General features: G+C 70.8%; 13 protein-coding genes. 3 read left to right on the forward strand and 10 right to left on the reverse strand.

From position 1 onward, the window contains the following. Positions 1–2 precede the first annotated feature (2 nt). From D7V88_RS12555 to D7V88_RS12600, 10 genes are read right to left on the reverse strand one after another with little or no spacing between them, the layout of a single operon-like run. On the reverse strand, positions 3–863 hold the full coding sequence (locus tag D7V88_RS12555; RefSeq protein ID WP_120540876.1) for a MerR family transcriptional regulator: 861 nt from the start codon (positions 861–863) through the stop codon (positions 3–5). After that, positions 860–1537: a lysophospholipid acyltransferase family protein gene (locus tag D7V88_RS12560; protein WP_120540877.1), complete on the reverse strand. Its 678-nt coding sequence runs from the start codon at positions 1535–1537 to the stop codon at positions 860–862. The genes D7V88_RS12555 and D7V88_RS12560 overlap by 4 nt, the downstream gene beginning before the upstream one ends. After that, entirely contained in the window at positions 1534–1881 is a 348-nt protein-coding gene (locus D7V88_RS12565; RefSeq protein WP_120540878.1) for a lycopene cyclase domain-containing protein, read from the reverse strand. Before D7V88_RS12565 ends, D7V88_RS12560 begins: the two co-directional genes overlap by 4 nt. Beyond that, complete coding sequence (locus D7V88_RS12570) at positions 1878–2264, reverse strand: lycopene cyclase domain-containing protein (protein WP_120540879.1); 387 nt, start codon at positions 2262–2264, stop codon at positions 1878–1880. The genes D7V88_RS12565 and D7V88_RS12570 overlap by 4 nt, the downstream gene beginning before the upstream one ends. Further along, entirely contained in the window at positions 2261–3379 is a 1119-nt protein-coding gene (locus tag D7V88_RS12575; RefSeq protein ID WP_120540880.1) for a glycosyltransferase, read from the reverse strand. Before D7V88_RS12575 ends, D7V88_RS12570 begins: the two co-directional genes overlap by 4 nt. Next, complete coding sequence (locus tag D7V88_RS12580) at positions 3376–4326, reverse strand: carotenoid 1,2-hydratase family protein (RefSeq protein ID WP_208726255.1); 951 nt, start codon at positions 4324–4326, stop codon at positions 3376–3378. The genes D7V88_RS12575 and D7V88_RS12580 overlap by 4 nt, the downstream gene beginning before the upstream one ends. Next, positions 4323–5774: a phytoene desaturase family protein gene (locus D7V88_RS12585; RefSeq protein ID WP_120540881.1), complete on the reverse strand. Its 1452-nt coding sequence runs from the start codon at positions 5772–5774 to the stop codon at positions 4323–4325. Before D7V88_RS12585 ends, D7V88_RS12580 begins: the two co-directional genes overlap by 4 nt. Beyond that, complete coding sequence (locus tag D7V88_RS12590) at positions 5771–6808, reverse strand: phytoene/squalene synthase family protein (protein ID WP_120540882.1); 1038 nt, start codon at positions 6806–6808, stop codon at positions 5771–5773. Before D7V88_RS12590 ends, D7V88_RS12585 begins: the two co-directional genes overlap by 4 nt. Then, positions 6805–8349 carry a phytoene desaturase family protein gene (locus D7V88_RS12595; RefSeq protein ID WP_120540891.1) on the reverse strand — a complete coding sequence of 515 codons (1545 nt, stop codon included), beginning with the start codon at positions 8347–8349 and terminating at the stop codon, positions 6805–6807. The genes D7V88_RS12590 and D7V88_RS12595 overlap by 4 nt, the downstream gene beginning before the upstream one ends. A 10-nt stretch (positions 8350–8359) precedes the next feature. Beyond that, on the reverse strand, positions 8360–9448 hold the full coding sequence (locus D7V88_RS12600; protein WP_120540883.1) for a polyprenyl synthetase family protein: 1089 nt from the start codon (positions 9446–9448) through the stop codon (positions 8360–8362). 123 nt (positions 9449–9571) lie between these two features. Between D7V88_RS12600 and D7V88_RS12605 the strand changes: the two genes are divergently transcribed. The 3 genes from D7V88_RS12605 to D7V88_RS12615 all read left to right on the forward strand — a co-directional run bounded on the left by D7V88_RS12605 (position 9572) and on the right by D7V88_RS12615 (position 12292). Further along, positions 9572–10135 carry a peroxiredoxin family protein gene (locus D7V88_RS12605; RefSeq protein ID WP_244238115.1) on the forward strand — a complete coding sequence of 188 codons (564 nt, stop codon included), beginning with the start codon at positions 9572–9574 and terminating at the stop codon, positions 10133–10135. Then, positions 10132–11049, forward strand: a complete 918-nt coding sequence (locus D7V88_RS12610; RefSeq protein WP_120540885.1) for a TIGR01777 family oxidoreductase — start codon at positions 10132–10134, stop codon at positions 11047–11049. Before D7V88_RS12605 ends, D7V88_RS12610 begins: the two co-directional genes overlap by 4 nt. Before the next feature lie 193 nt (positions 11050–11242). Continuing rightward, positions 11243–12292: an alpha/beta hydrolase-fold protein gene (locus tag D7V88_RS12615; protein WP_120540886.1), complete on the forward strand. Its 1050-nt coding sequence runs from the start codon at positions 11243–11245 to the stop codon at positions 12290–12292. The last annotated feature ends 382 nt before the right edge of the window (positions 12293–12674 follow it).

Here is a 12674-nt window from a genome sequence, read left to right on the forward strand (position 1 = left end):
CGTCACGGTCGGTTCTGGGCGTTCCTCACCTGCTGCCAGATGGCGATCAGCTCCTCCGCGGACTCCGCGTACTGAGCGCCCAGGGTGAAGAGGGTCTTCAGGTGCTCTCGCGCCCCCGGACCGCCTACCACCATCGGCACCGAAGCGCAGGCCTGCAATGACTCCGACAACACCGTGAGGAACTCCTGCGCTTCCCGACGCCGCACGAACGACAACGCCACCACGTCCGGCCGCACCTGCACGCAGGCCCCGTGCAACGCCTCCGCGGGCGTGTCCGCCCCCAGCAACGTCACCCGCCAGCCCCGCGCCTTCAGGTGCACACCCAGCGCGAGCAGCCCTCCCTCATGGTGGTCTCCCGCCGGGCAGGCCAGGAGTCCCCGGGGCCCGTCGCTCACGCTCACCATGCTCGCGAGCAACAGGCGCAGCCGCTGCCGCACCAGCGCGGAGGCCAGGTGTTCGCGCGCCACATCCAGGCGCGACGCCATCTCCCGGAGCACGGGAATCAAGAACGTGTCGCAGAAGGTCGTGGCGTCCAGGTGCTCCCCGGCCTCCTCCAGCACCGCGTCCGCCGCGTCCGCGTCCAGCACCATCACCGCCGCCCAGAAGCGCTCCATCAGCCGCGAGTCCTGCCGGGCGGACTGCGCGGGCGAGGCGCGCACCTGGGCGATGGCCTCGCTCACCGACAGGCCGCCCTCCATCAACTTCGCCACCCGGCGCACGGCCTCCACTTCGTCGCGTGAATAGACGCGGTAGTTGTTCTCGCTGCGCTCCGGACGCGGAAAGCCATAGCGGCGCTCCCAGGCGCGCAGCGTGGCCTCACGGATGCCGGTAAGCCGGGCGATGGTGCGGATGCGAAGGCTCATCGGCCCAGACCCCTCGCGGTGTCCCAGCGCTCCGCCACGCCCCGCGCGCCCGTCAGCTTGCGCGTGAAGCCCTCCAGGTCCGTCGCCTGCGACACCGTGCGCACCACCGACTCCAGCCCGCTCTGGAAGCGAGACAACGGGCCGGCCTCATGGGGCGTGCCGACCTCCAACAACACGTCCGGCCGCTCGTGCTCGAAGAAGGCATAGCGGATGGCGATGGGCACGCACTCCGCCTTCGCTGCCTTCGCGAGCAGCTCCACGCCCCGCTCCAGCTTCAGCGGGAAGGCGCCGAAGGGCCGGTGCTCCCCCTCCGGAAAGACACACACGGCGGCGCTCGGCCGACGCAACAATTCCTTCGCGTACCGGAGCGAGGACAGGGACGACATCGCGTCCTGCTTGCGGATGCTGAACGCGCCCATCTTCGTGTGGAAGGGATAGCGGCGAAGGTTCTCCTCGTCCATCAGGCAATAGCCATCCCAGCCCGCCACCTGGCAGAGCTGGTGCAGCACGAAGCCATCCCACCAGTTGCAGTGGTTCAGGTAGATGAGCCGGCCCACGCCGTCCGCGGGCAGTTCGCCGCGCACCCACAGGCCCCGGAACGTCGAGCGGACCTTCCACCCGATGTACCGGTCCACCGCCCACCCGAAGGGCCCACCCTTGGCCGCGTGGATCACGACGTCCGCGCCTCATTGAGACGCAGCAGCGCCGTGAACAGCGCGAGCCCCAGCGACACCAGCACGCTCGTAATCAGGAAGAAGAGCACCTCCTCCAGCGGCACCACGCCCACGTACACGCCCAGATGGCGACCCGCCCCGAAGTTCCAGATGCCGGTGGAGATGGCCAGGTGGTCCGCGATGGACAGGTACACGCCCACGACGAGCGCTGGCGGCAGCACCGCGCGCAGCACCTCGCCGGAGCGAGACTTGTAGTGATTCACCAGCAGCGCCAACTGGATGCCAATCACGGGCAGCGTCCACCCCAGCAGGTGGATGAGATACGCCCAGCGCGTCTCCATCATGGCGACACCTCGCGCGGGCCCAGGGGCCGCTCGACGTGGACGAGACGGTGCTTCTCGGACGCCCGCGCCTCCGGCTTCTTCGCCAGCACGCGCTCCAGCCGGGCCCGGGCCCACAGGCCCACGAGCAGCGTCTGGAGGCCGAAGAAGAGGTACTCCTCCAGCGGCAGGTAGCCCAGCTTCACGCCCCAGATGCGCTCCGGGTCGAAGCCCCACAGACCCCACTTCACCGCCATGTTGTCCCACGGAGACGTGGCCGCGTAGACGACCACGAGCAGCACGCCCATGGGCGCCAGGCCCTTCCACGACAGCGTGCGGCGGTAGCGCACGACCAGGAAGAGGATGGGCAGCACCACGAACAACCCCAGGAAGCGCGCGTAGGTCATCCCGGGCCTCCACTCCACTGCGACGCCACCCGCACCATGCGCCCTCCCGCGTGAAGCGCGTACGTGTGTCCGCGCCACGTCACCGTTCCCTGCCGCTTCAGCGAAGCCCCGAAGGCCGTCAGCAACAGCACCTCCCCCAGCAGCCAGTCCGTCAGCGCATGGCCTCGCGCCTCCTCGCCGGGCACGTGGCTCAGCGCGGAGAGCCGCAGCGACAGGAGCGTGCGCACGGCGACCAGGGCCCCTACCGCCAGCCACACCGAAGGCTCGCCCAGGGCCGCGGCCAGCAGCAGCAGGGGAAGCGTGGGCGTGAAGAGCAGCGGCACCGTGGGGTACAGGCCCGGCCGGTGGCTCGCAAGCACCTGCATCCAGCGCGTGAAGCGCTCCAATGGCGCGCGCCAGGAGGTTTCGGACGCCATGGGTACCCAGGCGGGCGCGGGGCTCAGCGCCACGTCCAGCCCCCGCGCGTGCAGGCGCTTCGCCAGCTCCAGGTCCTCGCCGATGTGGTCCGACAAGCCACGCAGCTCCTCCACCGCCCTCGCGGACAACCCGAGCGCCTTGCCACACACGGCCTGCGCGCCCGCGCTCATCGCATGCAGCGCGCGAAAGCTGTGGTGCGTGTAGCGCAGCAGCCCCGCCATCGCACGCCCTGCCGCATCCATCGCGCCCACGGGCGTGGGGGCGGCGGTGCTCAGCGCAGCGCCCGCCACCAGCGAGGACGCCAGGCCCTCCACCAGCGCCCCCGTCACCGCCACGTCCGCGTCCACCGCGAGCACCACCCGCCCGCGCGTGTCCAACGTGTCCAGCGCGTAGAGCAGGTGCCCCACCTTGCGGTTGGGACAGACGGGGTCGCTCGGCAACCACCGGACGCCTTCGGCCAGCCGGGGGCGGTAGGGCGACAGCACCACCTGCTCCAGCACGCCCGCGTAGTCGATGGGGCGCGCCAGATTCTCCAGTTCCTGCGGCGTGGGCGCATCCACCGGGCGCAGCAGCAGCACGGACGGAAGGACTTGCGTGGCCGGGGTGGGCGCACGGCGCAGGAGCCGCGCGAGCGCCACCGCGCTGAAGCCTCCGGCCATCCCTGCCCACCCGAGCGCGATGAAAGCGAGTGCGCTCATACCGCCCGCTCCACGCGCGTGCGGAAGTGCGCCATCCAGCGGATGAAGGGCGAATGGAAGCGGCGGAAGTCCGCCACCTCACCCATCGTGTCCAGCGCACCCCGACGCGACTCCAGCCGCGCGTAGAAGGGCGACGACTCCAGGAGGCGCGGCGCGCCCACCACCTCGTTGCCCGCGTGCAGATGCGAAGGGACGCGCAGTCCCCAGCCGGTGATGTTCGTGGGCCGGGCCTCGGGGTGCGGGCCGCGCTCGCACACCACGCCGGACGGTCCCGCCATCAGGCGCAGCGGCGCCACGCCATCCGGCAGGTGGTAGTCCACCACCGTGTGGGTCTTGTGATGCGTGCGCGCCCAGTGCCACCCGGACAGCCGGTCGCCCAGCAACTCCTGGCCGTGGTTGGTGTCGTGGTAGCCCATGCCTTCGGCCGCCACGTCCATCGTGGACACCTCCAGCCGGGCCTCCGAACGCGGAGCCAGCACCTGCCAGTAGTGTGGCAGCCCCGGCATGAGCTGCATTTCCATGCCCCGGGGTGTCAGCGGCCGGAGCGTCAGGCTGGCGCGCACCGGGCGGCCCCACGGTGCCGTCCCGTCGTCCACGTCCATGCGCACCGTGCCGTCCTGGGCATGGTTGAGCGTGGAGCGACCGATGCGCAGTCTTCCGGGCCCTTCCACCTGCGCGCGCGGGTACTCACTGAGCACCCACAACCTGCGCACACCCCGGTGGTAGAGCGCGAAGTTCACCGCGCTGTGCTCCTGCGGAAGGCCCCCGCGCCGCGCCGCCACCGAGTAGCGCGGCGAGAAGAGCGAGCCCAGCATGAAGATGCACACCGCGCTGTAGTCCCCCGCGGTGACGTCCGCGTAGAACCAGCGGTAGGCCCCCGCCGCATCGGGCAGCGCGGGCAGCGCGGGGACTTCTGGCAGCAGTGGGTGCGCGAGCATGGACGTCATGCGCTCCCCCGTAGGTGGGCGGAGGCCATCTCCGCGGCGAACCGGCCCGACAACATCACCAGCGGCACCCCGCCGCCCGGGTGCGTACCGCCGCCCGCGAAGAACAGGCCCGGCGTGCCGCCCCGGATGCGCGGACGACGGAACGGACCGAAGCGGCCGTGCGGCAGGAAGCCGTAGATGGAACCCCCGGGCGCACCCTGCGCCGCCAGGTCCACCGGCGTGCGCTGGCCCACCACGCGCGTCTTCCCCTTCAGGGCAGGGTAATGCTGGAAGAGCTTGTCGAACATCTGCGTGCGCACGCGCTCCGCCATCGATTCCCAGTCGCGCTCCGCCTGTTCGGCCTGCGAGGCGCCCACCGGCATGGCCGGCGCGTTCACCATCACGAACAGGCCCGTGCGGCCCAGCGGCGCCATGCTCGGGTCGGTGGCGGACGGGTTGCAGAAATACACCGTGGGGTCCGTCGCGAGCTGACCCGCGAAGAGTTCCTCGAACTCGCGCCGGTAGTCCCCGCCGAAGAGCACCGTGTGGTGCGGCAGGGCCGGCCGTCCCTCCACCTCCAGCAGCAGCACGAAGCCGGACAGCGACAGGGGCTCGGAGTCGCGGCGCAGCGACGCCAGCGGATCCGCGTTCACCACCACGCTGTCGAACAGCTCCTGGCCTGGGCCCACGCGGTAGCCCTCGGAGGTCCGCTCGAAGCGGGCGCGCGTGTCCAGATGCACCGTGGCGCCCTGCCGCCGCACCGCATCCCCCAGGGCCGCCACCAGCGCGCCGATGCCGCCCTTCACGTGGTGCACGCCGTACGCATGTTCGATGTGCGGGATGAGCGCGAACGCCGCGCTGGACGCGTAGGGAGAGCCGCCCGCGTAGGTGGCGAAGCGGCCCACGTACTGCCGCAGGTGCTGCGTCTGGAAGTGCTTCGTCGCCAGCGTGTGCAGCGTGTCCAACTGCATCCCCGCCAGCATCGCGCCGATGCCCCGACGGGCCACGCGCGCCATGAAGCCGGGCATGCCTTCGAAGGGGGCCTCCAGGTAGGGCTCGCCCGCCGCGCGCCAGATGGCCGCGGCCTCCGCGTAGAACGAGTGCACGCCCTTGCGCTCACCGGGGCGCAGCTCGGCGGCGCTGTCCGCCATCCGCTCCAGGTCCTTGTACGCGGTGAAGCCGCACCCGTCCGTGAAGCGGTAGGCGCACTGCGGCTCCAACTCCGTGAACGGGGGCAGCAGGTCCAGCGCGTCCAGCTTCTCGAAGGTGCCCCGCACCAGCGCCGGCAGCGTCAGCAGCGTGGGCCCCGTGTCCAGCGTCAGCCCCTGCACCGTGACGGCCTGCGCCTTGCCGCCCAGGGACGGGCTGCCCTCGAACAGCGTCACCGCGTGGCCCTCCTTCGCCAGGAGCCCCGCCGCGGTCAGCCCGCCAATGCCGCCGCCAATCACCGCCACGCGCGAGGTCTTCATCCCGGACCTCCCGTGCCCGTGGACAGCAGCGGCGCGGACGGCGCCAACAGCGGCATGGCCGTGTCGGCCTCCCGCAGCACCGCGCGGGGGCGCACGAACGCGGCCGTCGCCAGCGCCAGCTTGCGGCCCTTCGTGGTGTGGGCCCGCGCGCTGAACACGTCGTAGTCCCGCGCTTCGATGTCGCGCAGGATGTCGCCGTAGATGCCGCCCATCAGCCGCACCATGCGCTGGCTTCCGAAGCCGGTGAGGTACTTCACGCCGCCCGCCGCTCGCGCGTAGTACGCCCGCGAGCGCTGGATTTGAAAGCGCATGAAGTCGCGCCACCGCGCATCCACCTGGCCCCGGCGCAGGTCGTCCTCGGTGAGCCCGAAGGCGCGCAGCTCCTCCGCGGGCAGGTACACCCGGTCGCGCTGCAGGTCCTCGCGCACGTCGCGCAGGATGTTGGTGAGCTGCATGGCGCGGCCCAGGTCCGCCGCGGGCTCCACCGCGCGTTCGTCCTCGCAGCCCAGCACCGGCGTCAGCATCAACCCGACAACACCTGCAACCCGGTAGCAGTACAGCTCCAGCTCGTCCCAGGTCTCATAGCGGCGCTTCGTCAGGTCCATCTCCATGCCGGAGATGAGGTCCTGGAAGGGCTGCTCCGGGATTCTGTAGAGGTGGATGGTGTGGCGCAGCGCCGCGAACTCGCTGGGCTCCCACGGCGACGGCGCGTCGGCTGCGGGCTGCCGCGAGGCCGGAGGCCCCAGCTCCTTCGAGGCCAGCTCCGGCAGGGGCAGGTACACCTCCGCCACGCGCTCGCGCGCCCGGGCCAGCCGCGTGGGCAGGTCCAGGGGCGAGCCCTCCAGCGCGCTCTCGCCCGCGTCCACCAGGTCGTCCAGGCGCCGGCAGAAGGCATACAGCGCGAAGGCCGCCTTCTTGCGCTGTCCGAAGAGCAGGTACGAGGCGAAGAAGAAGCTCTTCGCGTGGTGGCGCGTGACGACGCGCGCGCGCCGGTAGCCCTGCGCGATGAGCGTCGGGGATTCGGTGACGCTCATGCCGCCACCTCCACGGGAGCTGGCGTCTCCGTGCGCGGCGACAGCGTCACGCCTTCCTTGCGGGCCCAGGTGACGAGCCGCTCGGTGACGAGCCGCGCGGAGATGAGTACCGTGGGCAGGCCCGTGCCCGGCTGGGTGGAGGCGCCCACGAAGAAGAGGTTCTTCACCTTCGGATCCACGTTGGCAGGACGGAAGGGGCCCACCTGGAAGAAGTTCTGCGCCAGCCCGAACGCGCTGCCACGCGCCAGGTTGTACGTGCCCGCCCAGTCGTCCGGGGTGAACACGCGCTCCACCTCGATGTCCGCCTCCAGGTTGGGGAAGCCCAGCTCGCCCAGGCGCTGGAACACCTTCGCGCGCACCTTCGGCCCTTCCGTCTTCCAGTCCAGGTTCGCGTGCTGATGCGGCACCGGCACGAGCACGTAGAGCGAATCCTTGCCCTCCGGCGCCAGCGACGGGTCCGTGTGCGAGGGCACGTTGACGTAGAAGCTGGGGTCCTCCGGCACGCGGAAGCGTTTGAAGATGTCCTCGAAGGAGCCCGCGTAGTCGCGGCCGAACATCACGTTGTGGTGCAAGAGCTCCGGGACCTTCTTCTTCATGCCCAGGTAGAGCATGTAGCCACTGGAGGTGAAGCGCAGCTTCTTGTCGCGCTTGAACGGCGCGTCCTTCGGGTCGAGCAGCTTCTCGTACGCATACGGCAGGTCCGCGTTGCACAGCACCGCGTCCGCGGGCACCACCTCCCCGCCGACAAGGCGCACGCCCGTGGTGCGGCCCCTTTCGGTGAGGATGCGCTCCACCGGCGCGCCGTAGTGCAGGCGCACGCCCTCCTCGCGCGCCAGCCGCTCCAGCGCAAGGGGAATGGCATACAGGCCGCCCTTGGGAAACCAGATGCCCACGCCCAGCTCGGTGAAGGGCAGCAGGCCGTACACGGCCGGGGATTCGAAGGGGGACACGCCCAGGTACATGGTCTGGAACGTCATCGCCGCGCGCAGGCGGTCGTCCTCGAAGAAGCGGCTGACGTCCGCGTACATGCGGCGGTGCGCGCGGGCCTTGAAGATCTTCGCCAGCACGCTGGGGGCGAAGTAGTCGGTGATGCCGTCGAAGTTGCGGCCGACGAAGTGGTCCAGGCTGATGCGGTACTGGGTGCGGCCCTGCGCCAGGAAGGACAGGTAGCGCTGGAAGCTGCCGGGCTCCACGCGCTCCAGCTCGCGGCCCATGGTGCACAGCTCGGAGGTGAAGGTGACGTCGGACCCGTCCCGGAAGTGCACCCGGTAGTTGGGGTCACAGCGCATCAACGTCAGGTAGTCCTCGATGCGACGGCCGAGCGCGCGGAAGGTCTCCTCGAACACCTCCGGCATCAGCACGATGGTGGGCCCGATGTCCCACGTGAACCCGTCCACCTGGAGCTGGTTGCACCGCCCACCCGGGCCGCGCGTCTTCTCGAAGACCTGGACGTCGAAGCCCTGCCGCGCGAGCCTCGCCGCGGCGGCCAGTCCGCCCACCCCCGCGCCCACCACCACCACCCGCTTGCCTTGTGTGCTCATGGACGTGTCCTCAGGAAGCGCGGCGCGCGAGACGGGCGATGAGGGCATCCAGCAGGTCCCTCATGCCATGGGAGTTGGGCAGTGCCTGCAGGCCCCGACGCGCCGAACGCGACGCCCGCTCCACCGCGCGCTCACACGCGACACGGCCTCCGAACGACTCCACCAGCGCACGGGCCCGGGCCAGCGCCTCCGCGTCCTTCTGCTCCACCGGCAGCGCCCACAACCGCTCCAGCTCTTCGCGGCCCGCGGGCGTGGCGCGCACGTAGGCCGCCATCAACGGGAAGGTGCGCTTGCCCTGCGTGAAGTCACCGTCGCACGCCTTGCCCGCCACCGACGCGTCACCAAACAGGCCGATGAGGTCGTCGCGAAGCTGGTAGGCGAGCCCCACCGAACGGCCCACCTGCTCCAGGCCTTTCTTGAGCGTTTCATCCGCGCCGCCCAGCATCGCGCCGCACACCAGCGGGGCGCTGAAGCCGTAGCGCGCCGTCTTGAGGTGGGCCACGCGCAGCGTCTGGAAGAGCGTCACCTCCGACAGCGGCATGCGCGACAGGTCCAGGTCCAGGTACTGCCCCGCGGCCGTGTGCCGGCACACGCCCAGGTAGTACTGCACCACGCGAGTGACGCCCGGCAGCTCCGACTCCAGCATCGCCTCCAGCGAGCGCGCGAAGAGGTGGTCCCCCACGACGATGGCCAGGTCCTCGCCCTGCCGTCCCGGGGCCAGCATCCGGTGCAGCACCGGCCCACCCCGCCGCAGCGCCGCCTGGTCCGCCACGTCGTCGTGGATGAGCAGGAACGTGTGCAGCAGCTCCAACCCGGCCGCGAAGCCCCACAGGCCCGGAGGCACCGCCGTGCTCTCCCGCGCCAGCCCATGCCCCGCGAGCACCAACGCCGGCCGCAGCCGCTTGGCGGGCCGCAGCGCGTAGTCCCGCGCCTGCTCCATGGCGCGCGACCAGCGGGGGTCCAGCGAGGCCTCGTCCGGCAGTTCGAACAGCAACCCGAGCGCCGCCTCCACCCGTGCCTGCACGAGCTGCAGCCAGGCCTGCTCCGGAGGCGCCACATCCGAGGGAGCCTGCTGCACGTTGGGAAGCGAGATGGCCATACAGCGGATCTCCGAAGTCGGGAGCACGGCAGCAGCCTTTCCAGCTAGAGGTAGCGTTTGCGTCCAGCGATTGTCAAGGCTATGTCTAAGGTTTGTGAGAACCTTGTACACGGGAGGCTCCCAATGAAAGCGTGGATCACGAGTGCGTTGACGGTGACCCTGGCGGCGGGGAGCGCGAGTGGCGCGCCTCCGACTCCGGAGCCGGTGGATGCGACCCTGAGCACCTCCAAAGGCGAGCGCGTGCGCCTGTCACGATGGCGAGGCAAACCCGTCATCTTGTTCTACGAGGACAAAGACTCCACGGCCCTCAACGCGCCCCTGAAGGAGGAGTTGTTCGCTCGCGGGCGCGAGCGGGGCCTCCTTCAAAGTGCCTGGGTGGTCGCGGTCGCCAATTTGGAAAAGTACGACTTCTTCCCCGCGAGGGAGATTGCCCTGTCGTACGTAAGGGACGAGGAGAAGAAGGCCGGAGTCCCCATCCTGGTCGACCTGGAGGGCACCCTGGGACAGGCCCCCTGGAAGCTGCCCACCAAGACGTCCAATGTGATGCTGTTGGACGCGGAAGGGTCGTTGGTCTTCCGACACTCGGGCCGCATGAAGCCGGAGGACCGGGCGCGCTTCTTCGTCGCGCTGAGCGGACTGGTGGGCCAGGACCTCACGACGGAAGCGGTGACGGAGGCCCAGCCGTGAAGGTGGCGTGCACGGGCGCCAGCGGCTTCCTGGGCCCAGGGCTTGTCCAGGGTTTGTTGGATGCGGGCCACACCGTGCACGTGCTCAGCCGCAACGTTGAACACGCCCTGTCCAGGCTGCCCTCCGGGGTGACGGGCTCCTTCTTCGACGGGAGCACGCCGCTGTCACCGGACGCGCTGGCTGGCGCGGAGGGCGTGGTGCACCTGGCCGGGGAGCCGGTGGACCAGCGGTGGACCCACGAGGCCAAGCAGCGCATCCACGCAAGCCGGGTGGAGGGGACGCGCGTGCTGGTGGAAGCGATGAAGCAGGCAGGCTCGGTGCGGCACTTCGTCTGCGCCTCGGCGGTGGGCTTCTACGGCGGCGCGCGCGAAGGGCAGACGCTGACGGAAGAGGACGCGCCCGGCGACGACTTCCTCGCCCACGTGTGCCAGGGCTGGGAGGCGGAGGCACTGCGCGCGGCGGAGGCAGGCGTGCGCACGGTGCGGCTGCGCATCGGCGTGGTGCTGCACCCGGCGGGCGGCGTGCTGCACCGGATGCTGCCGGTGTTCCGCATGGGCGCGGGTGGACGGGTGGGCCACGGGCACCAGTACGTGAGCTGGGTGCACCGCGAGGACCTGCTCGCGCTGATGCGCTTCGCGCTGGAGCACCCGACGTTGGAAGGCGCGGTGAACGCCACGTCGCCGGAGCCCGTCACCAACGCGACGTTCGCGCACACGCTGGGCGCGGTGCTGGGGCGGCCAGCGGTGTTGCAGGTGCCGGGCTTCGTCCTCAAGGCGCGCTTCGGGGAGATGGCGCGCGTGGCGCTGGAGGGCCAGCGGGTGATGCCCCGGCGCGCGCTGGAGGCAGGCTTCCAGTTCCGCCACCCTGACCTGGGCGGGGCGCTGCGCGAGCTGCTGCCCCACGAGGGGGCCTGAAGACCTCCGGGGCTCCTGCACCGACCTGGACGAGGCGCCGCGCGACCTGCTGGCGGACACGCCTCCAGCCCCGTCGCCTCGCTCCCGCATGCCGACGCGATGTCCGCGGGTGGACGCGGATCCGCCACGCGACGATGCGCGGCCGACGTGGAGCCCCCTCGCTCCATCGCGGTGCGTACAGTGCACGTCACGCATGGACACGCAGACGCTGGAAGCACGCGCGCGCCGCGAGGGCACGCCGCTCATCGATGGAGACACCGCCACCTTCGTGTGGAAGGGCGCAAGCCGCGTCTTCCTCCAGGGGGACTTCCAGGACTGGCAGGGGACGCCCCTGCCGCTGGAGCGCGTGGGCAAGGGCCTGTGGGCGCGGTCGCTGGCGCTGCCGGAGGATGCCTACGTCGAGTACGCACTCCAGGACGCGAAGGGCCGCCGCGTGCGCGACGCGTTCAACGAGCGCCGCTCCGACAACGGCTTCGGCGGCTTCAACCACTGCTTCTGGATGCCGAAGGGACAGCCCACGACGCTGAACCAGCGCGTGCGCGGCGTGCCCCGGGGCCGCGTGACGCGCCATCAAGTGGACACGCACGAGTGGGCCGTGGGCAGCAAGCGCGCGGTGGCCCTCTACGCGCCGCCGGTGCCGGGGCCCGTGCCGCTGATGGTGGTGCTGGACGGCGACGACTACCTGGAGCGCGTCCAACTGCCCACGCTGGTGGACAACCTGATCGCACTGAACCGCATGCGTCCGGTGGCGATGGCCTTCGTGTCCAACGGAGGAGAAGCGCGCACCGCCGAGTACGCCTGCAGCGAGGCCACCGTCGCCTTCCTGGAGCGCCGCGTGCTGCCCCTGGCGCGCGAGAAGCTGTCCCTGGTGGACGAGCAGCGCACGCCGGGCGTGCACGCGGTGCTGGGCTCCTCCCTGGGAGGCCTGATGGCGCTCTTCGCGGCCCAGCGCCTGCCGCGCACCTTCGGCCGCGTGCTGTCCCAGTCCGGCGCCTTCTCCATCGAGGGCACCGACATGGTCGTCTTCGACCTGGCGCGGCGACCGGCCCAGCCGCCGCTCCACGTCTGGATGGACTGCGGCCACTTCGAGGGCCTGCTGGACGGCAACCAGCGCCTCCTGCCCGTCCTCCATGCGGCCGGACACCGCGTCACGTCCCGGACCTACAATGGCGGACACAATTATCCGGCCTGGCAATGCGATCTGCCGGCCGGTCTGGAAGAATTGTTCTCGACTTCTGGATGACGCGGCGCGGCGGTCCACCGAGGTTCCGTCCAGAGCGGAAGGCCAGTGAGAACAAGGGGTTGGCCTTTTTAGAAAGCGCTCAAAACGAAATGATCCGGGATTGATCCACGGCTTTGACGCGGCGAGCGGGCAGCCGGACAGGGCGTGTGGACTCCGGGGCTACGCAACATGGGGGTGGGCTGGTGCGATAACCGATGTAGGTGCGCATCCTGACGCGAGCACCGCGTCGGCCCCCCCCGCCCTGGAGTTTCGTCATGTCCCGCGTCGATGGTGGCAACCGCCCGTCCCCCCCCCACGAAGCGCTCGGAGTTCGAGCGGGGTGACGCCACGCGCGAGAAGCCGGCCTCCACCGCCCAGGCAAAGACGCCCGCCAACGCCACGG

Source organism: Corallococcus terminator, from assembly GCF_003611635.1.
Classification (GTDB): domain Bacteria; phylum Myxococcota; class Myxococcia; order Myxococcales; family Myxococcaceae; genus Corallococcus; species Corallococcus terminator.